This window comes from Paractinoplanes tereljensis (assembly GCF_016862435.1).
GTDB lineage: Bacteria > Actinomycetota > Actinomycetes > Mycobacteriales > Micromonosporaceae > Actinoplanes > Actinoplanes tereljensis.
Window position 1 is genome coordinate 1 of record NZ_BOMY01000039.1, and the last position, 24,334, is coordinate 24,334.

The 24,334-nt window shown below is 68.7% G+C and carries 18 protein-coding genes; 6 read left to right on the plus strand and 12 right to left on the minus strand.

Annotation, left to right across the window (positions count from 1 at the left end; all coding sequences use genetic code 11):
* Positions 1-102 precede the first annotated feature (102 nt).
* The 7 genes from Ate02nite_RS29595 to Ate02nite_RS29625 form a co-directional block, all read right to left on the minus strand.
* Positions 103-1,125 carry a phosphotransferase family protein gene (locus Ate02nite_RS29595; protein WP_203811130.1) on the minus strand — a complete coding sequence of 341 codons (1,023 nt, stop codon included), beginning with the start codon at positions 1,123-1,125 and terminating at the stop codon, positions 103-105.
* The gene (locus Ate02nite_RS29600; protein ID WP_203811131.1) at positions 1,118-1,747 is read right to left on the minus strand and encodes a TetR/AcrR family transcriptional regulator; all 630 of its coding nucleotides are present in this window, start codon (positions 1,745-1,747) and stop codon (positions 1,118-1,120) included. Before Ate02nite_RS29600 ends, Ate02nite_RS29595 begins: the two co-directional genes overlap by 8 nt.
* Positions 1,744-3,672 (minus strand): acetoacetate--CoA ligase, encoded by a 1,929-nt coding sequence (locus Ate02nite_RS29605; RefSeq protein ID WP_203811132.1) that lies wholly within the window; start codon positions 3,670-3,672, stop codon positions 1,744-1,746. Before Ate02nite_RS29605 ends, Ate02nite_RS29600 begins: the two co-directional genes overlap by 4 nt.
* Positions 3,669-4,853 carry a sugar ABC transporter permease gene (locus Ate02nite_RS29610; RefSeq protein WP_203811133.1) on the minus strand — a complete coding sequence of 395 codons (1,185 nt, stop codon included), beginning with the start codon at positions 4,851-4,853 and terminating at the stop codon, positions 3,669-3,671. The genes Ate02nite_RS29605 and Ate02nite_RS29610 overlap by 4 nt, the downstream gene beginning before the upstream one ends.
* Entirely contained in the window at positions 4,850-5,617 is a 768-nt protein-coding gene (locus Ate02nite_RS29615; RefSeq protein ID WP_203811134.1) for an ATP-binding cassette domain-containing protein, read from the minus strand. The genes Ate02nite_RS29610 and Ate02nite_RS29615 overlap by 4 nt, the downstream gene beginning before the upstream one ends.
* A gap of 59 nt (positions 5,618-5,676) precedes the next feature.
* Positions 5,677-6,795, minus strand: a complete 1,119-nt coding sequence (locus tag Ate02nite_RS29620; RefSeq protein ID WP_203811135.1) for a substrate-binding domain-containing protein — start codon at positions 6,793-6,795, stop codon at positions 5,677-5,679.
* A 74-nt stretch (positions 6,796-6,869) separates the two neighbouring features.
* Positions 6,870-8,591 carry a flavin-containing monooxygenase gene (locus tag Ate02nite_RS29625; protein WP_203811136.1) on the minus strand — a complete coding sequence of 574 codons (1,722 nt, stop codon included), beginning with the start codon at positions 8,589-8,591 and terminating at the stop codon, positions 6,870-6,872.
* 163 nt (positions 8,592-8,754) lie between these two features.
* On the opposite strand from Ate02nite_RS29625, the gene Ate02nite_RS29630 reads away from it, so the two are divergent.
* Positions 8,755-9,930 (plus strand): acyl-CoA dehydrogenase family protein, encoded by a 1,176-nt coding sequence (locus tag Ate02nite_RS29630; RefSeq protein WP_203811137.1) that lies wholly within the window; start codon positions 8,755-8,757, stop codon positions 9,928-9,930.
* A 25-nt stretch (positions 9,931-9,955) separates the two neighbouring features.
* Here Ate02nite_RS29630 and Ate02nite_RS29635 read toward each other — a convergent pair whose 3' ends face one another.
* From Ate02nite_RS29635 to Ate02nite_RS29645, 3 genes are all read right to left on the minus strand, one after another.
* Positions 9,956-11,140: a flavin-containing monooxygenase gene (locus Ate02nite_RS29635; RefSeq protein WP_203811138.1), complete on the minus strand. Its 1,185-nt coding sequence runs from the start codon at positions 11,138-11,140 to the stop codon at positions 9,956-9,958.
* Between the two features lie 276 nt (positions 11,141-11,416).
* Positions 11,417-11,863 carry a hypothetical protein gene (locus Ate02nite_RS29640; RefSeq protein ID WP_203811139.1) on the minus strand — a complete coding sequence of 149 codons (447 nt, stop codon included), beginning with the start codon at positions 11,861-11,863 and terminating at the stop codon, positions 11,417-11,419.
* Positions 11,864-11,936: 73 nt separating this feature from the next.
* On the minus strand, positions 11,937-12,272 hold the full coding sequence (locus Ate02nite_RS29645; protein WP_203811140.1) for an antibiotic biosynthesis monooxygenase family protein: 336 nt from the start codon (positions 12,270-12,272) through the stop codon (positions 11,937-11,939).
* Between the two features lie 155 nt (positions 12,273-12,427).
* Here Ate02nite_RS29645 and Ate02nite_RS29650 point away from each other — a divergent pair, with 155 nt between their 5' ends.
* Positions 12,428-12,988 (plus strand): HEAT repeat domain-containing protein, encoded by a 561-nt coding sequence (locus Ate02nite_RS29650; protein WP_203811141.1) that lies wholly within the window; start codon positions 12,428-12,430, stop codon positions 12,986-12,988.
* 49 nt (positions 12,989-13,037) lie between these two features.
* Here the strand turns inward: Ate02nite_RS29650 and Ate02nite_RS29655 are convergent, their stop codons facing one another.
* Positions 13,038-13,538: a hypothetical protein gene (locus tag Ate02nite_RS29655; RefSeq protein WP_203811142.1), complete on the minus strand. Its 501-nt coding sequence runs from the start codon at positions 13,536-13,538 to the stop codon at positions 13,038-13,040.
* A 321-nt stretch (positions 13,539-13,859) separates the two neighbouring features.
* Here Ate02nite_RS29655 and Ate02nite_RS29660 point away from each other — a divergent pair, with 321 nt between their 5' ends.
* Positions 13,860-14,210: a hypothetical protein gene (locus Ate02nite_RS29660; protein ID WP_203811143.1), complete on the plus strand. Its 351-nt coding sequence runs from the start codon at positions 13,860-13,862 to the stop codon at positions 14,208-14,210.
* Positions 14,211-14,241: 31 nt separating this feature from the next.
* Here Ate02nite_RS29660 and Ate02nite_RS29665 read toward each other — a convergent pair whose 3' ends face one another.
* Positions 14,242-14,904 (minus strand): hypothetical protein, encoded by a 663-nt coding sequence (locus Ate02nite_RS29665; protein WP_203811144.1) that lies wholly within the window; start codon positions 14,902-14,904, stop codon positions 14,242-14,244.
* A 259-nt stretch (positions 14,905-15,163) separates the two neighbouring features.
* On the opposite strand from Ate02nite_RS29665, the gene Ate02nite_RS29670 reads away from it, so the two are divergent.
* The 3 genes from Ate02nite_RS29670 to Ate02nite_RS29675 are packed head-to-tail and all read left to right on the plus strand — an operon-like array spanning position 15,164 to position 24,327.
* On the plus strand, positions 15,164-18,046 hold the full coding sequence (locus Ate02nite_RS29670) for an ATP-binding protein (protein WP_203811145.1): 2,883 nt from the start codon (positions 15,164-15,166) through the stop codon (positions 18,044-18,046).
* Positions 18,047-18,095: 49 nt separating this feature from the next.
* A complete protein-coding gene (locus tag Ate02nite_RS49540; protein ID WP_275422970.1) occupies positions 18,096-18,227 on the plus strand; it encodes a hypothetical protein in 132 nt (43 codons plus the stop codon).
* A gap of 13 nt (positions 18,228-18,240) precedes the next feature.
* Positions 18,241-24,327 carry a S8 family serine peptidase gene (locus tag Ate02nite_RS29675; RefSeq protein ID WP_203811146.1) on the plus strand — a complete coding sequence of 2,029 codons (6,087 nt, stop codon included), beginning with the start codon at positions 18,241-18,243 and terminating at the stop codon, positions 24,325-24,327.
* The last annotated feature ends 7 nt before the right edge of the window (positions 24,328-24,334 follow it).

Below are 24,334 nucleotides of genomic sequence, written 5' to 3' on the forward strand. Positions count from 1 at the left end.
CCGGGCCAAAGCCGCCAGTTCCGGAAGCCCGACCCTGGTGAGAGTGGACGGTTATCGTGGAAATCGGCGCGCGTCGATCAGCGTGGCGAGTGCGGCAGGTGTCTAGATGGCTGGGCCGAGCGCCCGCAGGCCGGCTGCGAGCAGGGCCGGGACTGCCTGTTCGGCCTGGGCCGAGGTGGCGTCGGCGGCGGCTCCGCGCCGGGCCCGGTAGCTGATGCCCTGGGCGATCACGGCCAGTTTGAAGTTGGCCAGGGCCAGGTAGAACGGCCAGTGGTCGAGGGAGACACCGCGCCGCCGGGCGTACGCCTCGGCGATCGTGCCGGCATCCGGCAGGCGGTCGCTGGCCCACGCCGCGTCGAGGCCGAGAATCGGGTCGAGCTGGGGCTGGCGGTAGACGCACATGAGCGCGATGTCGGTCAGGACGTCGCCGACGGTGGCCAGTTCCCAGTCGACCACGGCCAGGACCTTGCTGATGTCGGTGCTGTCCAGCAGCGTGTTGTCGATCCGGAAGTCGCCGTGCACCACGCCGATGTGCGCCGACCGGGTCGGCAGGGCGGCGACCAGCCGGGAGTGCAGGCGGGACGCGTCGGCCAGTTCCTGACTCTTGACCTCGTTCCACTGCCGCCACCACAGTCGCACCTGGCGTTCCAGGAAGCCGTCGGGCCGGCCGAGGCCGCTCAGCCCGACCTCGCCGACGTCCAGGGAGTGCAGGTCGGCCAGCACCCGGACCAGTTCGGTGACGCACGACGCGAGTTCACGGTCGGTGTACGCCTCGAGCTGGGCGCGGGTCCGCACGACCAGGCCGGTGATGAACTCGGACACCGCGAACGGGGCGCCGATGACCGTGGTGTCCTCGCAGAGCGCGACCGCGGGCGGCACCGGCACGACGCTGTATTGCAGAGCCTCGGTGACGCGCCATTCCCTGGCGACGTCGTGGGCCGACTGGGTGAGGCCGGACAACGGGGGCCGCCGCACGATCCAGCGGTGGGTGCCGTCGGTGACCGCGTACGTGAGATTGGATCGCCCGCCGCTCACGAGCGAACTGGTCAGCGGGCCGGCCACCGGGATCTGCCGGCTCTCCAGAAATCTCCGGACGGCCCCCACGTCGAGGGCGGTGCTAGTCATCCCGGCCCACGATCGAGCGCGCGATGGTCAGGTAACGGTCGAGGAGGGCGTCGACCGGCAGCGACCCGTCCGGCCGGTACCAGGAGGCGACGCCCACGCACATCGACGCGATGGCCCGGCTCGCGTCCTTCGGATAGGGCGTCGAGAACACTCCCTCCCGTACGCCGTCGAGGACCACCGAATCGAGCATGCGCTGCTGCTCGTCGCGTTTCGCCACGTACCGCTCGCGGTTCCCCGGTTCCAGGCTGCGCAGTTCCGCGGTCGACACGGTCGCACCGATCCGCCGGTGCATGTGGAACCGCAGCAGCGATTCGACAAGCACGTCGAACTGCGAACGCGGATCGGCCGACGCCGTCGCCAGGGCCTGCCGGCTGCGGTCGAGCAGCTCGTCGATGACGACGTTCATCAGGTCGAACAGGATGTCCTGCTTGGACGGGTAGTAGTGGTAGACGCCGGGCACGGAGAGGCCGGCCCGGCGCGCTAGGTCGCGGGTCGTGGTGCCGTGGTAGCCGTGCTCGAAGAAGGCCTGCAGGGCGGCGTCGAGGATGCGGGAGAAGTCGAGCTCCTCGTACACGCGCCAGTCGGACTCGGCAGACATCAGCTCGGTCGTCGCCTCTCTCATCGTGGATCCCGCCGCACGCGTGCCGCCGTGATCAGCGCGTCGAGCGCCGCGGCGTCGTCGACGGCTCCGCGGTCGATCACGCGGTCGGGGTCGGCGCCCTGCAGTATGCGTTTGACGGGGACCTCGAGCCGTTTGCCCGTACGGGTGTGCGGCAAACTCGGCACAAAAATCACATCGTCGGGTACGTGCCGGGGTGAGGTTCGCTCGGCAATGGTCCGCCTGATCAGGTCGGCCGGCTCGTGCTTGCCACTGGGCACGACGAACAGCGGCAGCCAGTAACCGCCGTCCGCCTCCTCGACCCCGACGACCAGGGCGTCGGCCACCTCGGGCAGGTCGCCGAGGGCGGCGTAGATCTCGGCCGAGCCGATCCGGACCCCGTGCCGGTTGATGGTCGCGTCGGAGCGCCCGAGGATGACCACGGTGCCGCGCGCGGTGATCTCGGTCAGGTCGCCGTGCCGCCACACGCCGGGGAACATCCCGAAGTACGTGTCGTGCAGCTTCCCGCCGCCGGGGTCGTCCCAGAAGTACAGCGGCATCGACGGCATCGGCTCGGTGATCACCATTTCTCCCGGGGTGCCGGCCGGCGCCGGTGCGCCGGTGGAGTCCCACACCTGCAGCGCCGTGCCGAGGGCGGGTGCGCTGATCTCACCGTCGTAGACGGGAGTGGTCGGCGCGCTGGCGGCGAAGATGCCGACGACGTCCGTACCGCCACTCATCGATCCTAATTGGACCTTGTCGCTGACGTGGTCCCGGAACCACGCGTTGGCACCGGCCGGCAGCACCGATCCGGTGACCCCGACCAGACGCAGCGCCGACAGGTTGAGGTCCCTACCCGGTTCCAGGCCGGCGCGCTGGGACGCGTCGAGGTAGCCGGGGCTGGTGCCGAACACGTTCACCCCGAGGTCGGCGACCAGCCGCCACAGGGCGTCCGTCGGCCGCCCGTCGTAGAGAACGATGGTCGCGCCGTGCAGCAGCCCGCAGATCTGCGCGTTCCACATCATCCAGTTCGGCGTGGTGTACCAGAAGAAGGTGTCGCCGGCCCGCAGGTCCATGTGCAAGCCGGGCGAGACCAGCTGTTCGAGCAGCACTCCCCCGTGACCGTGCACGATGCCCTTGGGCTTGCCGGTGGTGCCCGAGGTGAACAGCACCCAGAGCGGATGGTCGAAGCCGACCGCCACCGGTTCGGGCAAGGGATCGCCAGTGCCACCCCACCCGGCGCCGGGTGCGGGAACCCCGGCGGTCTCGATGGTGATCGTGTGCTGAAGCCCGGGCAGCAGGTCCCGCAGCGTCGCCGCCTCGACGCGGCGGTCGTGCACCTTTCCGCCGAAGCGGTAGCCCGTGCCCGTGATCAGGATTTTGGGCGCGAGCTGGGCCATCCGCTCGGCGGCCGAGGGCGCCGCGTAGTCGAGGCCGGTCTGCGCCCAGACCGCGCCGACCAGGGCGGTCGCCACGAACGCGACCACCCCCTCGACGCAGTTAGGCAGGTACGCGGCCACCCGGTCACCCGGTTCGACACCGAGCTCGCGCAGCCGGCCGGCCACCGCGAACGACCGGGCCCGCAGCTCGGCATAGCTGATCGCGGTGCGCGAACCGTCCTCCCCCACCAGCACCACCGCGTCCTGATCGTCCGCGCCGGCCCGCAGCAGATGCGCGCCGAAGTTGAGCGTGCCGCCCGGGAACCACACCGCCCCGGGCATCCGCCGTTCGGCGAGGGCGGCCTGCGGCGGGGTCGTCCAGTCGACCGCGAAGAACGCGGCGACCGCGGCCCAGAAGTCCCCGGGCGAGGCCACCGACCAGGCATGCAGCGCGCGATAGTCGGTCACGTCGTCGAGCCGGGCGTGGCCCCGATCGACGAGCCACTGCGCGAACCGCACGATCCGGGTCGAGCGCACCCGCTCCGGATCCGGCCGCCAGACGCCGGTCATCGTCGCCCCGGCAGGATAGATCCGCGGGTAAGAACAACATCAACGGCAACGGCGATGATGAGTACGGCTCCGGTAGCGAAGTACTGCACCTCGGTGGTCAACCCCAGCAGCTGTACGCCGTTGCTGATCGACCCGATGACCAGCGCGCCGAGGATCGCCGACCAGATCGATCCGCGACCACCGAACAGGCTTGTCCCGCCGACCACCGCGGCGGCGATCGCGTTGAGCATCAGCGCCCCGCCGCCGGAGGAGACCGAGACGCCGAGCTGACGGGACGCGTCCACCATGCCGGCGACCGCGGCGCACGCCCCGAGGATGAGGAAGGAGTAGATGACCATCCGCCGGACCGGAACACCGGCGCGCTGGGCCGCCTCGCGATCACCGCCCACGGCGTACAGATGAATGCCGTATCGGGTTTGGGTGGTGAAGTACCAGGCGATAAGCAGCATCACCGCGACGATCAGCACCGGCATCGGCAGACCCCGCTGCCGGGTCAGTGTGAAGACCCCGCCGAAGAGCACGACCGCGACCAGCAACGAGGGTACGTAGACCGAGGTCGCCGAGATCCGCGTGCCGGTCGAGCGCCGCTCGCGGTACTGCAACAGCCGGTACACCGCGAAGAACACGGTCCCGGCCGCGGCCAGCCCGTAGCTGACGCCGACCGGGATCGCCGTGCTCGCGATCTTGGCGAACGGGGTGCCGGCCACGCTGACCGTGAATTCCGGCGGGAGCACGACCAGGATGAGGCCCTGCAGGATCACCATGCCGCCCAGCGTCACGATCAGCGACGGCACCCCGAACGTGATGACCAGGGCCTCGATGAAGGTGATCACCATGCCGGCGAGGATCGCCGCCCCGATCGCGATCGGCAGCGGCAGGCCGCTGTTGACGCAGAGGCCGGCCGCGACCGCCGCGCACACGCCGGAGAGCACCGCCGATGACAGGTCGATCTCGCCGACCAGCAGGACGAAGACCACGCCCAGGGCGAGGATCGCGGTGGTGGCGATCTGCAGGGTGAGGTTGGTGATGTTCTGGAAGCTCAGGTAGGCCGAGCTCTGGCTGTAGAAGACGGTCCAGATGATGGCCAGCACCACCAGCACCGGAATGCTGCGGTGCCCGCCGGCGGCCATCTCGATGACCCGGCCGACCGGACTCCGGCGGGTCTCCGTCGCGACGCTCACTGGTCTCCGCCTTCGTCGTCGAGGGGTTCGTGTGCCCCGGTCATCGCGCTGACCAGGTCGGACATGCTGTATTCGCCGCGCCGGAACTCGGCGACCTTGGTGCCCAGCCGCAGCACCACGATCCGGTCGGCGACCTGGCGCACGTCCTTCATGTCGTGCGAGACGACGACCACGCCCCGCCCCTGGTCGCGCAGCCGGTGGATCAGGTCGAGCACCTCGGCGCGCTGGGAGACGCCGAGGGCCGCGGTCGGCTCGTCGAGGATCACCACGGCCGGGTCGCTGATCAGCGCGCGGCAGATCGCGATGCCCTGCCGCTGGCCGCCGGAGAGCGCGACCACCGGCGTGCTGAGCGAGCGCAGCTTGACCGACAACGACTCGAGGATGCGCTGGGCCTGCTCCTCCATGGCATGCCGGCGGATGCGCCGGCCGGACCAGAACGAGCCGTGCCGTTCCTGGCCGAGGAACAGGTTCTGGACGGCGTCGAGGTTGTCGCACAACGAAAGATCCTGGAATACCGTACGGATCCCGGCGTCGACCGCCGATCGGGACGACACCAGGTTGGTGGCTTCGCCGCGCACCCGGATCTCGCCGGTGTCCGGCGACTCCACTCCGGACACGATCTTGACGAGGGTGGACTTCCCGGCGCCGTTGTCGCCGATGAGCGCGACCACCTCGCCCTCGTGCACCGCCATGTCGACCTCGTGCAGTGCCCGCACGCCACCGAAGTACTTCGAGATCTCGCTCAGCTCGAGCAGAGCAGTCATGACATTCCTCCGCACGGGTGACCGGCCGGGGCCGGCCACCCGCAGCCGACGGGGATGGGCTACTTGTTCTTCGTCTTGCAGGTCGCGGTGTCGGCAGCCGGGCCGGTGCAGATCTCCGCCCAGGTGAAGATGCCGAGGTCGACGGCCTTCTGTACGGCGTCGCCCGGGTCCTTGCCGTCCTCGAGGTGGATCAGCGTCGACTCGAGCTTGGCCGTGGGCACCTGCATCGCGCCGTTGTCGATGGTGTCCTTGACCAGGTCGGCCGGGGGTTGCTGACCGTTGACCGCGGCGAGGGTGATCTTGGCGGCGCCTTCGGCCTCGACCGAGAACGCCTTCAGCACGTCGTCCTGCTGGTCGCCGGTGAGCATGTACTGCAGACCGGTGAGTTCGGGGTTCTGACCGCCGTACACCGGCGTCTTGAGATTTTTGCTCTTGAGCGCCGCGATGATGCCGGCCGTGATGCCGTCGTAGAAGCCGAAGAACGCACCGACGCCGTTCTGGGTCTTGGTCAGGCACTGCTCGGCGGCCTTGGTGGCGTTGTCCGGCGCCCAGTCCTTGATGTAGTCCTCGCAGACCACCTGGATGTCGCCGCTCTGCACGAGCGGGTCGAGGACGCTGTTCTGACCGGCCAGCATCTGGGTGGTGTAGACGTCACCCTTGTTGCCGTACTGCCGGGCGATCTTGACCGGTTTGGCGCCGAGCTTGCCCGCGGCGACCTGCTCGGCGAAGTAGGTGGCCTGCTGGGCGCCGACCTTCTCCGGGTCGAAGATCACCTGGGCGAACATCGTGCCCTTGATCGGCGGGTTCTCGTACCCGATGACCGGGACCTTGGCCTGTTCGGCGGCCTGCAGCAGACCTGCGCTGGTGTTCGGGTCGGCGGCGACCACGACCAGGGCCTTGGCACCGGCCGCGATGGCCGCGTTGGCCTGCGCGAGCTGCTGGTTCGAGTCACCGCCGGCGTTGACCTGCTTGACCTCGATGTTCGGGTCGAGAGCCTTGAGGGCCTTCTCGAACGCCGGGCCGTCCTGCTGGATGTAGCGGGTGGGGGTGGTGTTGGGGGCCATGAAGTAGACAAGCTTCTTGCCATCGCCTCCGGCGGAGCCGGAGTCGCTGTTACCGCAGGCGGCGACGAGAAGGATGCTGGACATGGCTATGGCCCCGAAATAATGACGTCTCATGGTGCTGGCTCCTCTTTGTCAGGAGGGCAGGGGGGATCGCGCCCGGTGTCCCGGGCGTAGTGGTGATGCGCGGTTTATGCCGCGTGCTTCGCGGTGATCTGCAGGGCGAGGTGTTTGGAGTAGATGCGGACCCAGGCGAGCGGGCCACCCATAAACCAGAAACCCGGGTGACCGGTACGCCGGTAGAGTCCGCCGATCTCGCCGTCCTCGCCGATGCCGAGGACGAGCGGTAGCCGGTCGGCGACACCGTCACCGAAGAGCCGGCGAGCCGTCTCGCGCATGTTCCGGTAACCGGTCGCGAGTACGACGAGGTCGGCCTCCAGGGTGCGGCCGTCCTCCAGACGGATGCCGTCGGCGGTGAACTCCGCCAGCCCGGATCCCTGGGCGAGCTTGATCTTGCCGTCGGCGATGAGCCGGGAAGCGCCCACGTCGATGTAGTAGCCGCCGCCGTACGCGAGCGCGTAGCCCATCAGCCCGGTGCCGTCCGGCCCGTCGTTGAGCTTGAACCCGGCCGCTTCCAGGTCGGCGAGCAGGTCGGCGTCCTTGCGGGCCGTCTCCTTCACGCCTTCCTTGGCCATCTCGAGGACGAGCGGCCACGGGGTGCCGGCGGCGAGCAGGTCGGCGTACTTGGTCGGCGGGCCGTCCTCGGTGAAGTTGCTGCCGAAGATGGCCGGGATGCCGTGTTCCTGGCTGATGATGTGCGTCGACGACCGCTGGATCAGGGTGACGTCGGCGCCGGCCTCGTACAGGTCCTGGGCGATGTCGTGGCCGCTGTTGCAGGCGCCGACGACGATCGCTTTCTTCCCGGCCCAGCTGGCGGCCGAGTCGTGCCGGCTGGAGTGGTAGCTGACGCCCTGGAAGCCGTCGCGCCCGGGGACGTCCGGCACCCGCGGCTCGCCGGCGGCGCCGGTCGCCAGGATGACGTCGCGCGGGTGCAGCTCCCGCTCGCCGTCCGGGGTCGTGACCAGCAGCGTCCACCGGCCGGTCGCCTCGTCGTACTCGCTGGAGGTCATGTCGGCCGACGTCCAGACATTCAATTCCATGGCCGACGCGTACGACTCGAACCAGTCGGCGATCTTGTCCTTGGGGCAGTAGACCGGCCACGACTCCGGGTACGGCAGGTACGGCAGCGCGTCCGCCCAGACCGGGTCGTGCAGGACCAGCGAGTGGTAGCGCTTGCGCCACCCGTCGCCGACCCGCTCGCTCTTCTCCAGGACCAGGGTGTCGACGCCCATCAGCCCGAGGTTCGCGGCGACCGCGAGACCGCCCTGGCCCGCGCCGACGACGACCACATCCGGGTCGGAGCCGGCGTAGCGGACGTGCTCCTGTCGCTCCTCGAGCCAGTTGCGGGTGCGGTTCGGCTGGTGGCGAGGGCCCTTCGACCGGTGCGGGCCGATCCGGCGCTCGTGCCCGCGCAGATCGTCCAGTTCGGTCAGTAGGGTCCACCCTTTCCACCCGCCGTCCTCACGGCGCAGCCGCACCGCACCCCGCCCGTACCCGCGCGGTGTCTCGAAGGTGATGAATCCTTCGACGATGTCGTCGCCCTGGTAGCGCGGGCCGAACTCGGTGGTCGGCCGGATGTTGGTGATTGCTTGCGGGTGCTCGGTCAGCAGCGTGGTGACCCGCTCCTGGCCGTGGTAGGTGCCCAGGTCCCAGGTGAGGGCGAGCAGATCGCGCCACCAGCAGTCCTCGGCGAGCAGCGCGGTGGTCCCCGTTATGTCGGCAGCGCCGAGTGCCGCCGTGAATCGGTCCAGCCAGGCGGCGAACGTGGTCTCCGCCGTGACCTCGGTTGTCATGGCTTGATGTGTCTCCGTCGCCATTGACGCGCCCTTCCGTCCGTATCAGAGTGATACAGCCCGAGCGCTCGCTCGGTAGGCCAGAGTGTGGACCTTGAACGACGTGACAAGCAACACTCCGCCGCAACATTTCTGCAATGAGACCGTCACTTGCGAGGTGCCCATGACCAGCGGAATCGACGAACTTGTCGCCCGGACACGCAACTTCATCGATGCGTACGCCATCCCCGTCGAGGACGAATGGGATGGCGACGTGAGCGCCGCCGGCGGCGAGGATCTACGCCTTTCGCTGCAGGCGACGGCCCGCGCCGAGGGGATCTTCGCCCCGCACGCGCCACGCGAATACGGCGGGCTCGGGCTCAACATGACCGACCGGGCCCCGGTCTTCGAGGCGGCCGGCCGCTCCCTGTTCGGGCCGATGGCGCTGAACATCAACGCCCCCGACGAGGGCAACCTGCACCTGCTCGACCAGGTCGCCACCCCCGGTCAGCGCGAGCGCTACCTCGCTCCCCTGGCCCGCGGCGAACAGCGCTCGGCCTTCGCGATGACCGAGCCGCCGCCCGGCGCCGGCTCGGACCCGAGCGCGCTGAACACGCTCGCCCGGCCCGACGGCGACGGGTGGCGGATCAACGGCCGCAAGAAGTTCATCACCGGCGCCGACGGGGCCGGCTTCTTCATCGTCATGGCCCGCACCGACGAGGCGACGATGTTCCTCATTCCCGCCGACCGCCCCGGGATCCGGCTGATCCGGCACGTGCCGACCATGGACAAGTCAATGCTCGGCGGCCACTGCGAACTGGAACTGACCGACGTCCGCGCCGCACCCGAGGACGTGCTGGGCGCCGTCGACAAGGGCTTCCAGTACGCGCAGGTGCGGCTCGGCCCGGCCCGGCTGACCCACGTGATGCGCTGGCTCGGCGCCGCCCAGCGAGCCCACGAGACGGCAGTGGCGTACGTCAGCGAACGGCACGCCGGGGGCCGCCCGCTGGCCCAGCACGGCATGGTCGAACTGATGATCGCCGACAACGAGATCGACCTGGCCGCAACCCGCTCCCTGCTGCTGACCGCGTGCGCGGTGCTCGACGCGGGCCGTCCCGGCCGCTCCGGCCGCGAGGAGACCTCCCTGACCAAGGTCTTCGCCGCCGAGGCCCTGTATCGCGTCGCCGACCGAGCGGTGCAGATGTGCGGCGGCGCCGGCGTCTCCGCCGACCTGCCAACCGCCCGGATAGCCCGCGAGATCCGCCCGTTCCGCATCTACGACGGCCCATCCGAGGTCCACCGCACAGCCTTGGCCCGCCGAGCCGTCCGCCGCTACGGCAACCAGCCAACCCAGCCGTAGGCGACAAACCGGCAGCGCCGGTGCGTTACGAAGATGCGGAGAACGTCGGCGAGTTCAGCTCCGCGAGCACGTGTCGCATAACCCGCTTCGCGTCTCGTCCGATGACGCCCATACACGGCGCATACCCAAGAAAATGCAAGCCCGGCTGAACCGCCGGCTGCCGGTAGTTCAAGGGGTTACCCCGCTCGTCCAGCACGCCGAGGTGACCGACGACCGATGTGAGGCCGGACGTGTAGCCGGTTGCCGCAATAATCGCATCGGGCTGCAGCATCGTCCCGTCGGCCAGCCGCACACCATCGGCGCCGACCGAGGACACACTGGCAACTATTTTGAACTGACGGTTCCGGATGGCGTCGAACACGTCATCGCCGACGATGACCGGAGGGCTACCGTCGCGATGCAGACCCGTGAAGATGCCTTCCTTGGGCCGGCCCAATCCTGATTTCCTCAGGTCGCCGATGCTCGAACGCTGCACGAAACGACCGGCCGAATCAGCGACGCGAACGGGAGCTCGGTACAACGCCGCGGCGAGTAGATCGGTCGGGAGTCCGAGTGATTTCTTGCGCAACAAGTTGGGTTGTGTTCGGACCGCAACCTGCACGTGCGCCGCTCCGCCTTGAGCGAGATCACGGGCGATATCGAGACCCGAACAACCGGAGCCGACAACAAGCACGTCAAGACCTTGGAACTCCTGCGGGTTACGGTAGTGCCAAGAATGCACGATTCGTCCGGCGTACTCATCCTTGCCGGGCCAATCCGGCAGCCATGGGGTGTGTTGATGCCCGGTGGCGACAACGACTTGGCGTGCTGTCATCGGACCCGCCGACGTGCACACGCGCCAGCCCTCGGGGACGGATTCGATAAGGTCGACCTGCACACCGAACTGCACATCGACCTCGTGCTTCGCGGCGAAATTCTCGAGGTACGCAACAGCGTGCTCGCGCAACGGGAAAAACGGCGTTCCCGGCGCAAACCGATCGCCGACCCGAAGCACGGAATTCCAACGGCAGGTGTTGAGCCGAAGCGCGTCGTACCGGGTGCGCCACGACGACGCAACGGCGTCGGCACGATCGATGATCCGCGACGGAACGCCGTGGTGACGAAGCTCGGCCGCCGCAGCCAGCCCCGCCGGCCCCGCCCCGATGATCAAAACCGGTTCGACGTCCGGACCGACCCGCGTCGATTGTTTGTTGACCCCTCGGCTTGCCATCCTGCTCCCACCGCGTAGCACAGAGACCTCCCCCGTCGCAGGATGAACTTAGGCTTGTTCCGTTTCGACGGACAGGGTCGATGTGTTGATCTTAGGGCAACCTTGAGGACGGGATCAGCCAGACGTTGGTGCCTTCTCATAGGCGGCGCGCCTGTGGTAGGCAACGCCCGAGGCGGGTGTTGCACCAGCCTTCGCGAGGTACTCGAATACCGCTTACCGGGGCCGCGGTACGGGTGCACGGCATTGATCTTCGATCGCTGCGCTGCAGGTCAGCGGCTAAGGCTGCGGGTCGCTGCGGTAGGTCAGAAGTTGGTGGGCGGCGGGGGCGGCGGTGAGGTCGAGGGCTTCGATCAGGTGGGTGGTGCCGGGCAGGACTTTGCATTCGGTCGCCAGCGCGATGGCGGTGTCCCACAGTGCTGCGGCGGTGCCGGTCCAGGGCGGGTCGAAGGACGACCGCCCGAGGGGCATCCGATCGGCCTGCCGGTCGTCGGGCAGCAACTCGTGTTCGAGCAGTTGTGGCTCGGCGGCCTGCTGGGCGGCGGTGAGCGTGAGTCCGCGGTTGCGGAGTAGTTCGCCGCCGCGGTTGTGCTCGGTGTAGGCGGGGCGGAGTTCCCGTTTTGCCGCGGTTGCCTGCACGTCCATGCTCAATACGGCGAGCAGGATTGCGCTCGATTGCACGGCCGGGTGGCCGAGGATGACGGCCTGACGTGCGACCTCGAGCATGAGGACGGCCCGGCGGGGATCCCGCGCAGTGTGTCCCGGGCTTCTTTGACAGCGGTTCCCAGCAGATGGCCGTTTACGGCAGTTTCGGATCCGAGCCCCCCGCCGGAACATAGGACCAGACCTCGCTGTGCACCCCGACCGGCGACGGCGCGGGGTTGCCACCGCGCTCAGCGGCTGAACGGTGCCCGTGCGCGAAAGCCGGCGAGGTGACCCACGCCTGAAATGCCTCCTCGTCACGCCAGCGGGTGACCACGAGCCACGTCGTCCGCCCGTCCGCCGGCTGGAGCAACTCGAAGCCCTCGAAACCATCCTGGTCATCCACGGCACCGGCCCGCGCGGCGAAACGGCGTGCCAACTCGTCGCCGCTGTCCGCCGGCACAGTGATGGCGTTGATCTTGACGATAGTCATGCCCTGAGTCTCTCAAGCCCGCATAGCCCGATGTACCGGACCCAGCAGCATCCGGACGGTAGGCCGCCGACCGGCAGATCGCACGTACAACTGCGCACCCAGTCCGGACACCCTATGCGCCTCTCGGTGAGACTGATGATCACTATTCTTGAGTGATGTCCCCGACCCTCGATGAGCTGTTGCGGGCGCTCGCTACAGCGGGTCCGGGCGTGGATGTGCCGTCACTTGTCGATGACATCGAGGCGTTCGTAGAAGGCGATCCGGAGCGCAGCCGAACCGCGATCTGGTCCTTCGCCGGTGACGAGGGACTGCGGCTTCGGCTGGTCGGCTTCCTCGCAGATCCGCGCGACTTCGATGTTCTCGTGTCGGCCCTGGTCGATCCACGGCTGCGGTATACGGCGTTGGAAGGTCTCGCGAATCAGCCAGACGTCGAGCGCGTCGACGCGGTTGCCCGGTCGCTGCTTGACGACCCTGATCCGATGGTCCGTTCAAAGGCTGCCGGAATGGTGTCCTTCGGGGCGCGACCCGGGGCACTCGAGGTGCTGCTGCCGCTCGCCGGCGACCCAGTTCCGCACGTCCGGATGGTGCTCGGGTGGCACCTGGGCGGCCTGCGCGACCGAGCAGCCGAACCCGTCCTTCGCGGTCTACTCACCGATCCGGACGAGCAGGTTCGCAAGTTCGCCGCCCGCGGCCTAGCAAGGCTGAACAGGCAGTAGCCGACCCCGCCGACCGCCGGACGGCCCAATCGCGGCTCCGCACCACGAGCTAACGATCATGCACGGCGGGAAACTCGACGATCTCGTGTTCAATCTTGCGGCCCGTAACGAAGGCTTTCATACGACGTAGCGGATAGCTGCTGCCCAAGCGCGTCGAGGCACCGCTGATGTCCAGTATCAAAGAGGCACTGACGGTGATGCCTTTTGCGCTGTCCCGGATGAGCCGGGTAGGGCCACGCATGACGAGAACCGCCAGGTCGATCCGCTCCTGCAGTACTTCGAGCCGGTCGCTGTCCTCGTAGGCGAAGTCAACGCTCTCCGCGCCGGCGAAGGCAAGGATGAAGACCTCGGCCCCAAGGAAGACCCGCACCGTGGCCGGCCTTTCCGGGGCAGCATCGAGACGCAGCCGAAGTACCAGGTCCTCACGTGGTGCCCTACCAGAGAGCAGGTCCCACGAGCAGGTGGAGTGACGAACCATCATCTCCGGAACCAGCGCTACAAGATCAGGAACGTCCACCAGGATATTGGACCAGATCGGGATGTCCAGCAAGAATCAATCCGATAGGCGCGCCCGAATCGCGGCAAATGAGGATACTCAGCTCGCCAGGGCAAGGCTCAAGGTATGCGGGGCCCATAGACCCCCCGCCCGCGTGCTGCGCCGAATGCCAAGATCCCGAAAGTGCCGCGTGCGCACTCTAGGCATAATCGGATTATGGGCAGACAGGACATTAGCATATTGGTATCAGTCGCTTCGGGTACGGCCGCGCTTGTCTCAGTCTTGGTCGCGGTCTCTGTCGCGACGTCACAGCGCCGGCGGGCCAACTTTGACCTCGCTCGGGCATTGCATGTCGAACTCACTACCGGTGATGTTATGGCCGCGCGCGACAGGCTGACCACTTTCCATCAGCGAGGGAATGCCGCGCAGCTCAGCGGAACCGATTTCGATCGGCTGATGCTTGACTACTTCACGCTCCTCTGGTGCTTCGAGCGAATCGAGGCAGGACGCTACCTGCTCGCGGGGCGTTGGCGGAAATCAGGCCCGCAACGCTACCTGGATCGTCTCATTCGGTGGCACGTTCTGGAATGGGAGCAATCCTTGAACAAAGTGCGACGCCTGCTGGAGGCCCGCCTGGATGCGCCGCTCGACGACCGCGACTCCAGGCAGGCGCTGGCCAGACTCCATCGCGTATTTCTCGGCGGACGCTGGCACATGCTCACGTGATCTTGTGAGGTGGCACAGCGGCCCTACGAGGTTAGCGCCGGGCCGAATCCTCCGTTATCCGCGCGATGGTGGCTTCGATCTTCCGCTTGTATGCCGAATTACTGATCGCCCGCGATATCAACGGCCAGGCTCGCCGAACGTCGTCCGACGACAGCAACTCGTAGTGGTAGGAACTCGGTACGAACGGGTCATCCGTCACGGTCGACGGATCCCATATCGCCGCTGCCTTGATATGAATGCCGGCCGCAGTGAACGTCGCAATAAGATACGCGAACTCCTCGGCGGTGATCTTTGCCGCCCGCAGATCGTCGTCAGTGATCCGATAGAACCGCAGAACACTGGGCGTGTCCGCGATAGTCCGCTCCAGCGGCACAAACGATTGCTCGGCGGTGGCGAACAAGCTCGCTCGCATCTGCAGCCTGTTCTCCTCGAGTTCCCGCCGCGCGGCGTTCGCGAGTTCAGCTTGGTAGCGCAGCGCGGACTGAAGATGTTCGCGTGAGGAAAGTATGTCTGCCCGCTGGTAGATCAGCGTGCCGATGATGACCACAAATGCGAGGCCGGAGAACAGCGTATTCAGCCCGCCGAAACTCTCCCCCAATCGGGAGGCGACTTCGAGGTCCGCCGGGGAGACGCGCGTGTGCACCGGAATCAACATCAACGTGAACAGATAGACAGTGAAGATCAACATCACCATTGCGAAACACAGGGCCACGGGCAACCAGGGCCGGGTGGATTCCGCGGTAGAACGTCGGCCTGCTTGTCGAGCTGACAACTGTGTACCCCCATTTTCACCCGACTGTCGATTACATATCGACAACCGTCGCACGTTCTGGCACCAGCCCCCTCCCCCACCGGGCCGCAACATGACCTCGATCGCATGACGCACTGTCACCGGCAGACGCGAGGTGACCGATGGTCTTGTGCCCCAGCACCGAAAGGCGAGAACATCACGCATGATCGATACCTCGCCGGCCGTTTCCGCGGCGCGTTTCGTCGGTCGCGACCGGGAGTTGGCGGCGCTGCGAGGCGCCTTGGCCCGGCCTCCGGCGATCGTGCTGGTGGAGGGTGAGGCGGGGATCGGCAAGAGCCGGCTCCTGCGCGAGTGGCTGGCAGCGCCGGAAAGGCCCAGCGCTCTGGTTTCGGTGTGTCCGCCTCTTCGCGAGTCGTTGACGTTGGGGCCGATCGTCGACGCGTTTCTCGGGGTGGAGCGGCCGCTGCTCAGCGACCTTGCGGGCGCGTTACGGCCCCTGTTCCCGGAATGGGCCGCGGACCTGCCGCCCGCGCTGCCGCCGCTGGACGATGCGAAGGCGGCCCGGCATCGCCTGTTCCGGGCCCTGGACGAGTTGCTGCGGGCCTTGCGTGTCGAGGTTCTCGTGCTCGAGGACGCGCACTGGGCCGACGAGGTGACCCTCGAGTTCCTCCTGTTCGTCATCTCCCGGCAGCAGTCGGACGGTCCCAGCCTGGTGATCTCCTATCGGCCGGAGGAGGTGGGCGACGGTTCGCTGTTGCTGCGGCTGACGTCCCGGTTACCCGCCGGCGTGACCCAGCTGCGGATCGCCCTGGCGCCCCTGCGACCCGACGACACGGCGGCGCTGGTGTCCTCGATGTTGGACGGCAACCCGATCTCGCAGGAGTTCACGGCGTTCCTGCACGACCGGACCGGCGGCGTTCCCCTCGCCCTGGAGGAGTCGGTCCGGCTCATGTTCGATCGTGCCGACCTCGTCTTCCGCGACGGGCAGTGGGTTCGGCTCAAGCTGCGCGAGCTACGGGTGCCGCCGACGGTGCGCGACTCCACCCGGGAGCGGGTGAGTCGTCTGTCGCCGGCGGCGCAGCAGGCGTTGCGCGCGGCGGCCACGTTGGCCGTGCCCTCCTCGGTGGCGACGATCGCGATGACCGCCGACCTGTCACCGGACGCGTGCCGGGGCGCCATCGCGGAGGCGGCCGCCGCCGGTGTCCTGGACGGGGACGACCGCGGCCGGTGGCGGTTCCGGCATGTGCTGGCCTGCATCGCTGTCTACGAAGCGATCCCGTTGACCGACCGCCGACAATTCCACCTGCTGGCCGGCCGGGCCTTGGAGCAGCTGCATCCGCCGCCCGTGGCGCGCCTTGCCCATCACTTCCGCGAGGCCGGCGAGCCGCAGTCCTGGGCGCGGTACGCCGAGCAGGGCGCCGAGCTGGCCATGGCCTCGGGTGACCACACCAAGGCGGTCGAGCTGCTTGTCGATCTGCTGTCGCGGGCCGTACTGCCGCCGGTGGACCGGGCGCGGGTGGCGCGCATGGCCGGAGTCGCCGCGCTACGCCGTCGTGAACCGGTTGACGCGCTCTACCACCGGGTGATCCGTACCCTGCGCTCGGTGCTGGACACTCCCGGCCTCTCCGCCCGCCAGCAGGCCGAGATCCGCAACCCGCTGGGCCGGCTCCTGATCACCGGCGGCGAGGCGCAGGCCGCGCTCGGCGAGTTGGAGCAGGCGGTGGCCAACCTCGACCACGACCCGGTCGAGGCGGCCCGGGCGATGACCTACCTGGGCTGGGCGTACGCGGGACCGTGGCCGGCCTCGACCCATCGGCGCTGGCTGGATCGCGCGGCCGAGCTGACTGCCCAGATCGACTCCCCGGCGCAGCGGCTGAACCTGGCCGGGAACCGGGCCGCGGCGTTGCTCATGCTGGGCGAGGAGGAGGCCTGGGACCTCGTCGCCGGACTGCCCGTCGACGGCCCGACGACGGCGGAACGTCTCGACCTGGCCCGCATCCACGTCAACGTCGGCACCGGGGCGCTGATCTGGGGCCGGTACGCCGACGCCGAGGAACACCTGGCGGTGGCCATGCGCCTGGCCGAGGCCGAGCAGGCGTCGCGACTGCAGCACAACGTCCGGCTCGAACAGGCCAACCTGGCCTGGAACACCGGCCGGTGGGAGGGGCTCGCGGAGACGAGCGCCGAACTCGCCGACGCCGATCGGGACCGGCCGGCACATTATCTCGGCAGTATTCGCCTCGCGGCTCGGCTGGCGGCCGCGGCCGGCCGGCGGCGCGTCGCGGAGGAGCAGTTCCGGCTGGTCCTGGAGGAATCGGCCCGGCTCGGCGCGGCCGACGACACGATGGAGGCGGCCGCCGCGCTGGCCCGGCTGTGGCTGACCGACGGCAACAGCGCCCGGGCGCTGCAGATCACCGACGAGCCGATGGAGACCGTACGGCGTAAGGGCATCTGGATCTGGGCGACCGACCTCGTTCCGGCCCGGGTCGAGGCACTCCTCGCGGCCGGCGACCCGTCGGCCGCGAAACGCCTGGTCGACCAGTTCGCCCGTGGACTGCGTGGCCGCACGGCACCCGCACCCCGCGCCGCGCTGGCCGTCTGCCGGGCATTCCTGCAAGGGACGGCAACCGCCTACGACCGGGCGGCGCGCGCCTGGAGCGCGTTACCTCGTCCCTACGACGCCATGCGCGCCCGCGAGCGCCAGGCCGCGGCGCTCCTCGCGGCCGGCCACCTCGAGGAGGGCCGCGAGCTGCTCGCGGCCCAGTACGAGCAACTGTTCCGGCTCGGCGCCCGCGGCGACGCCGACCGGGTCGCCCAGCGGCTTCGCGAGCACGGCGCCGACGTGCCGCGACTGTGGCGCGGCGGCCGCCGCGGCTACGGCGACCAGCTCTCCCCGCGCGAGCTCGACGTGGTCCAGCTGGTCGTCGCGGGCAAGACGAACCGGGAGATCAGCCGGATCCTGTCCAAGTCTCCAGCCACAGTGGACCAGCAGCTGCGCGCGGCGATGCGCAAGCTGAACGTGAACTCCCGCACCGCGCTAGCGGTCAAGGCGGTCGAGGCCGGCGTCTTCGCCGATGAACTTTGACGTATCTGCTCAATAGCTAAGGGAGCTCGTTCCGCCCGAGCATGGCCCCATGCCTGAGGACGACGCCGCCACCGAGCACCCGCCACCTCCTGAGCTGTCGCGGGAGCCGCACGACGGCCCCGACGACGACGCCGACGACGCCGTCGATCACGAGTGCCACGACCCCTACCAACCCCTGTAGGCGGAGGACACCCATGAGACTCTCAGCCATCGCGGCCGCAGCGGTCGCCCTGACTATTCTCCCGTCACTACCGGCCTTCGCGGCCGAGCCGGATCCGGCCCCGGCCGCCGGCAAGATCGCGCCGGATCTGAAGGACCGCTTCCGCACGCAACCGTCCTCCGACTTCTGGATCACCTTCGAGACCGGGGCCGACCTCGCGCCGGCGAAGAAGATCACCGACTGGACCGCTCGTGGCCGGTTCGTCTACGACGCGCTGACCAAGGCGGCGAAGGACTCCGTGGCGTCGGTCTCGACCGAGCTCGACCGGGCCGGCGTCAAGTACACCCCCTACCCGATCGCCAACGCCGTGCTGGTCAAGGGCGGCACCGAGAAGCTCGCCCTCGACGTGGCAGCGCGGGTGCAGGTCGCCGAGATCCACACGACGCCGCAGGTCGCTCTCGTCGACCCGGTGGAAGAGAGAGCCGCAGAAGAGGGCGACACCGTCACCTGGGGTCTGGAGTCCATCCACGCCCCGCAGGCCTGGGCCATGGGCGCCACCGGCGCCGGCATCACCGTGTCCAACCTCGACTCGGGCGTGCAGTTCGACCACCCCGCCCTGGTCCACCAGTACCGGGGCACGAAGCCGGACGGCACCGTCGACCACAACTACAACTGGATGGCCACCCGGGGCTCGTGCACCGACGCACCGTGCGACAACGACGGGCACGGCACGCACACCATGGGCACGATGGTCGGCAGCGACGGCACCGACCACGTCGGCGTCGCACCGGACGCGCAGTGGATCGCGACGAACGGCTGCTGCGACAGCACCGGCGTCGAGTCGCTGCTGCGGTCGGGCTGGTGGCTGCTCGCCCCGACCGACCTGCGGGGCAACAACCCCGATCCGTCCAAGCGCCCGCACGTCATCAACAACTCGTGGGGTCAGAACGTCGAACACGACTTCGACGACTTCTTCCAGGCCGTCGATAACGCCTGGACCGCCGCGGGCATCTTCAGCACCTGGTCGTCCGGGAACACCTCGCCGTACGCGTCCTGCGATTCTGTCTCCTCGCCCGGCGCCGCCGCGAGCGCGTACTCCGTCGGCGCCCTTTCCCCGGATGGAACGCTCGCGTCGTTCTCCCGCAAGGGAGAAGGCGAAGGCGGCCGGATCAAGCCGGAGATCTCCGCCCCGGGTGACGGCGTCCGTTCGTCCTACCCGAACGACAGCTATATCGAGATGTCCGGTACGTCGATGGCGGCACCGCACGTCGCCGGCGCCGTCGCGGACCTCTGGAGCTACGACCCGACCCTGATCGGGCAGGTCGACGAGACCCGCCGCCTGCTCGGCGAGTCGGCCGTCGACGTCGACGACACCGAGTGCGGCGGCACCGCCGAGATCAACAACATGTACGGCGAGGGCAAGCTCGACCTCGTCCGCCTGCTGGAGCTCGCGCCCCGCAAGGGCGGCACACTTACCGGCGTCGTCACCGCCGACGGCAAACCGGTTCCCGCCGCCGACGTGACGATCAGCGGACCGTTCAGCCGGTCGATCGGCACCGACAAGGACGGCCGGTTCACCACGAACCTCCCGGTCGGCGACTACAAACTCAGCACCAGGGTCTTCGGCTACCTGACCGCGACCGCCGACGTCACGGTCACCCTCGGCCAGGACACGTCGGTCGAGCTGCCGCTCACCGCCGCCGTGAAGCACGACATCAGCGGCCGGGTCGTCGACGACAAGAAGCAGCCGGTCCCGAACGCCGACGTCACCATCAAAGACACCCCATTGAAGACGGTGCGTACGGATGCCGGCGGCGCGTTCACGATCGCCGGTGTGCCCGAGGGCGCGTACGGCCTGGCCGTCAAGCCGAACGCCTGTTTCTCGCCCACCACGGTCCCGCTGACCGTAGGCGCCCGGAACGAGCCGTCCGAGATCCCGGTCGGGCTCGTCGTCGACAAGGGCGGCTACAGCTGCGCCGTCTCCGCGGGCGACTACCTGCGCGGCAGCGACCCGGTCACCTTCACCAGCGGTGTGTGGGCGACGGTGAAGCTGCCGTTCCCGATCGCGCTCTACAACGGCAGCCACGAGACCCTCGGCATCGGGCTGCGCGGCGTCATCGCCCCGGACGGCAGCACCGGACCCGGCTACGGCGGTGCCGGCATCTTCCCGTTCTACGTCGAGAGCCCGGTCGAGTTCGCCCCCGGCGGCGGTGTCTTCACGGCGGCCACCAAGGTCAACGGTGAGGACGCATTCGTCATCGAGTACCGCAACGCCAAGCTCTGGGCCTGGCCGACCCGGTCGGAGTACACCGAGCCGGTCAACTTCTCGGCCACGCTCACCCGCTCGGGCACCATGATCTTCGGGTACGGCGACGGCGTCGGAACCGACGACCCGGTGACCGCCGGCGCGCAAGCCGTCACCGGCATCCAGGGCTGGGCCGGCGTCGACGGCATCCGGTTCTCCGACCATGCCGCGGTGCTGAGCGCCGGCATGATCGTCACCTACGACCTGCCGGACTTCGGGTACCTCGACGCGACCGTCGCCGACCAGAACGACGGGTTGCCGGTGGCCGGCGCGAGGGTCTCCTTCAGCACCAAGGACGGGCTCGTCGAGACCGTCACCACCAACGGGACGGGCATCGTGCACCGCCAGCTCCCGGTTGGCGACTACACCATGACGGTCGAGGCGCCGAACTACACGACCACGGCGTACCCCTTCGCGCTGAAGCAGCTCTACGCGAAGGCCGCCATCGACGCACGGCTGACCACGGGTGCCGCCGGGCTGAAGGCCGACGGCCTCGACGCGCTGCTGGGCACCGACCAGAACGGCGCGGGCTCGCTCACGCTGACCAACAACGGATCCGCTCCCCTCACGTACAACCTGGGCGAAGCCGCGCGGCACCCCGAGCTCGACGCCGCCGGCGCCACCGCGCGCACCGGCGCGGGTGCGGCCAGCACGATCGACCTCGCCGCCTGGAAGGCCGGTGCGAGCGGCGTCAAGCCGTCGAACGTCGCCACCTCGAGCCTTGCGGAAGCGCAGGCTGCGACCAAGGTCGGCGCGACCTCGGGCGGCGACGTCATCACCCGGATCGCCATCCCCGGCACGACCGCGGAGAAGGAACCCTCCGGCATCGGGTACGACGGCGACGTCTGGGTCCACGACTACAACGCGCGGACCAACACCGCCTACACGGTGACGGGCAAGAAGACCGGGAAGGTCTTCGACGCGTCGTGGAACCCCGACTACCGGGCGTTCGACATGGCCCTGGACACCAAGACCGGTGACATGTGCCAGATGGAGGACAGCCCCGCCAGCTACATCCACTGCTTCAACACCGAGACCGGAAAGGAGACCAGGCAGATCAAGGGTGACTGGTCCACGCTGCAGCTGACCGGTCTCGCGTACAACCCGGCCCGGGACGTCTTCTACGTCGGCGGCCGCCGGAACGGCATGATCGGGACCGTCGCCGGTACGTCGCACGACAACCCCGGCAAGCTCCTGTCCTACTGCGCCCCGCCGTTGCCCGAGGTGATGGGCCTGGCCTACAACCAGGCGTCGGACACGATCTGGTACACCGACCTCACCTACAACCGGCCCACCCGCCTGCTGCAGGTCAAACCCGACGACTGCTCACTGGTGAACGCGTGGTGGTTCCCGGGCCAGAAGGCGGGCCAGGGCGGCGGCCTCGAGACCGACAGCACCGGTGCGCTGTGGGCGGTGGACCAGCTCGCCGACGACGTCGTGCTCGTCGACGTCGAGGACGACCTGCTCACCGACCTGCCGTGGCTGTCGCTCTCCTCGACCGGCGGCACCCTCGCCCCCGGTCAGTCGACGACCGTCCAGGTCTCCCTCTCGTCGAAGGGCGCCGAGCCCGGAGTCCAGGGCGCGAACATCGTGGTCCGGTCCGACTCCGGACGCCAATCCAAGACCTACGTCCCGGTGACCCTGACGACCACGAAGTACCAGGTCGGCGTGAACGCCGGCGGCGCCAAGTTCACCGACGGCTCGGGCTTCGCCTGGTCCGCCGACCAGGCCGCCGGCAAGAAGTCCTGGGGCTACGAAGGCAAGACAAAGGTCAACATCACCAAGACCCCGATTGCCCGTACGACGGACGACGCCCTGTTCCAGTCCCAGCGCACCACGGCGGACAAGAGCCTGTTCTACCGCTTCCCGGACGCGCCGAAGGGCAGCTACGCGGTCGACTTCGGGTTCGCCGAGATAGACCGGGCAGGCAAGGGCAAGCGGGTGTTCGACGTGCTCGTGGACGGAGCGCTGACGGATTACGCGTACGACCCGACCGCGGCCGTGGGGCCGAACGCCGCCGACTGGCGTAAGGCGGTCGTGCAGCACGAGGGTGGCCCCCTGACCGTGGAGTTGCGGGGCTCGAAGGGCCTGAAGCCGCCGACCATCGCCGCACTGCGGGTGACGCTCGACCCACGCGCCGACGCGGCGGAGCCGGAGGACCAGCCCGAGGAGCCGGACCCGGGCCCGGTGCCGGTGGCTCCCGCCGGTCGCTCGTACACGATGAAGGTGACCGAGGGCCTCTACCGCCAGGGCACGCAGGAGTCCGGCTGGCACGGCGACGACCTCTGTGGCCCGCTGTTCTTCGATGCCGGCTACCTGCAGCCGTTCTACGACACCGCCTGGGACGGCGTGTGCGTGACGACGAACGGCACGCTGACCTTCGACCGCGCCTACACGTCCGGAGGCAACACGGCGCTCCCGTCCGCGTACCCGATCGACGCGATCTACCCGTTCTGGGACGACCTGGTAGTCGACGACGAGGCCGGCATCTACTTCGGCACGACCGAGGTGGACGGGGTGGCGGCGCAGGTAGTCGAATGGCGCAACGTCACCTTCTACAGCGACCAGACGGCCCGGGTCAGCTTCTCGGCAACCCTGATCGCCGACGGCCGAATCCAGATCGGTTACGGCGACGGCGTAGGCGGCGACAACCCCCTGACCCAGGGCCAATCGGCGACGGTAGGTGTGGAGAGCCTGAACCGCAACGCCGCAGCCCAGTACTCGGTGGACCAGCCCGTCCTGAAGGCCGGCCTGGGCCTGGAGTACAGCCTCCCGGCCGCAGGCACGATCGAGGGCACGGTAACCGACAAGAACGACGGAAAGCCGATCGCAGGCGCGATAGTCACGCTCAGGGGCCCCGCAGGCGAGCGGGTGATCACCACCGACACGAAGGGCCGGTGGAAGGCCCAGGCACTGATCGGCGACAACACCGTGCAGATTGAGGCGCCAAACTACGTCACCGCCAACCACCCGGTGAAAATCACCAAGAAAGACCAGGCCGAGGTACGGGACACCGCGTTGACCACAGGCATAGCCACCGTCACCGGAGCCAACCTGGATTGGCTGCTGGACAAGGCCCAGAAGGCAACGGCCGACGTAACCGTGACCAACAGCGGCTCCGCCCCGCTGGAGGTGCGAATCAGCGAGCAAACCGACCTTCCGTGGCTGACCCTCAAGGGCGCGGCGGCAACCGGCACGGTCACGCTGGCGGCCGGCACGTCCACCACGGTCACCGCGACGGCCGACAACGCCGGCCTCAAGCCCGGCGTGCTCGACGGCAACCTGCTGGTGGCGTCAACCGCCGGCAAGGGCGAGACCCAGCTCAAGCCGGTCCGCCTGGCGACATCGGCCTACTGGAAGGCCGTCGACGCCGGCGGATCCGGCTACGCCAACTGGTCACCCGACCAGGCGCTCAGCTCCCGCACCACCTGGGGCTATGCCGGCGGCAAGGTGACTACCACCCGTTCCGACATCGCCGGCACCGACGACGACGCCCTGTTCCGCACCCAGCGAACCGGCGAGACGTTCAGCTACGTCTTCAAGAACGCCCCGGCCGGCACCTACCGGATCGGCCTGGACTTCGCGGAGCTGGAGAGGGTCAAACCCGGCAAGCGCGCCTTCGACGTACTGGCCAACGGCAAGATCGCCCTCTACGACCACGACGTGCAGGCAAAGGTGGGTGCACTGGCCGCCGACACAAACACGGTCACCGTCGAACACCTCGGCGGCGACCTGACGATCGTATTCACCCGTGAGAAGGGCGAGGACGACCCGATCCTCAACGCCCTGAAGGTCCAGGAGGACCCGCGCCTCTAGCCCACCG

Coding starts and splice junctions, on each gene's coding strand:
- Ate02nite_RS49540 (WP_275422970.1), top strand. CDS start 18,096: ATGCCTGAGGACGACGCCGCCACCGAGCACCCGCCACCTCCTGAGCTG.
- Ate02nite_RS29600 (WP_203811131.1), bottom strand. CDS start 1,747: ATGAGAGAGGCGACGACCGAGCTGATGTCTGCCGAGTCCGACTGGCGC.
- Ate02nite_RS29640 (WP_203811139.1), bottom strand. CDS start 11,863: ATGCTCGAGGTCGCACGTCAGGCCGTCATCCTCGGCCACCCGGCCGTG.
- Ate02nite_RS29605 (WP_203811132.1), bottom strand. CDS start 3,672: ATGACCGGCGTCTGGCGGCCGGATCCGGAGCGGGTGCGCTCGACCCGG.
- Ate02nite_RS29675 (WP_203811146.1), top strand. CDS start 18,241: ATGAGACTCTCAGCCATCGCGGCCGCAGCGGTCGCCCTGACTATTCTC.
- Ate02nite_RS29645 (WP_203811140.1), bottom strand. CDS start 12,272: ATGACTATCGTCAAGATCAACGCCATCACTGTGCCGGCGGACAGCGGC.
- Ate02nite_RS29595 (WP_203811130.1), bottom strand. CDS start 1,125: ATGACTAGCACCGCCCTCGACGTGGGGGCCGTCCGGAGATTTCTGGAG.
- Ate02nite_RS29650 (WP_203811141.1), top strand. CDS start 12,428: ATGTCCCCGACCCTCGATGAGCTGTTGCGGGCGCTCGCTACAGCGGGT.
- Ate02nite_RS29615 (WP_203811134.1), bottom strand. CDS start 5,617: ATGACTGCTCTGCTCGAGCTGAGCGAGATCTCGAAGTACTTCGGTGGC.
- Ate02nite_RS29660 (WP_203811143.1), top strand. CDS start 13,860: ATGGCCGCGCGCGACAGGCTGACCACTTTCCATCAGCGAGGGAATGCC.
- Ate02nite_RS29665 (WP_203811144.1), bottom strand. CDS start 14,904: ATGGTGATGTTGATCTTCACTGTCTATCTGTTCACGTTGATGTTGATT.
- Ate02nite_RS29630 (WP_203811137.1), top strand. CDS start 8,755: ATGACCAGCGGAATCGACGAACTTGTCGCCCGGACACGCAACTTCATC.
- Ate02nite_RS29670 (WP_203811145.1), top strand. CDS start 15,164: ATGATCGATACCTCGCCGGCCGTTTCCGCGGCGCGTTTCGTCGGTCGC.
- Ate02nite_RS29620 (WP_203811135.1), bottom strand. CDS start 6,795: ATGAGACGTCATTATTTCGGGGCCATAGCCATGTCCAGCATCCTTCTC.
- Ate02nite_RS29635 (WP_203811138.1), bottom strand. CDS start 11,140: ATGGCAAGCCGAGGGGTCAACAAACAATCGACGCGGGTCGGTCCGGAC.
- Ate02nite_RS29625 (WP_203811136.1), bottom strand. CDS start 8,591: ATGACAACCGAGGTCACGGCGGAGACCACGTTCGCCGCCTGGCTGGAC.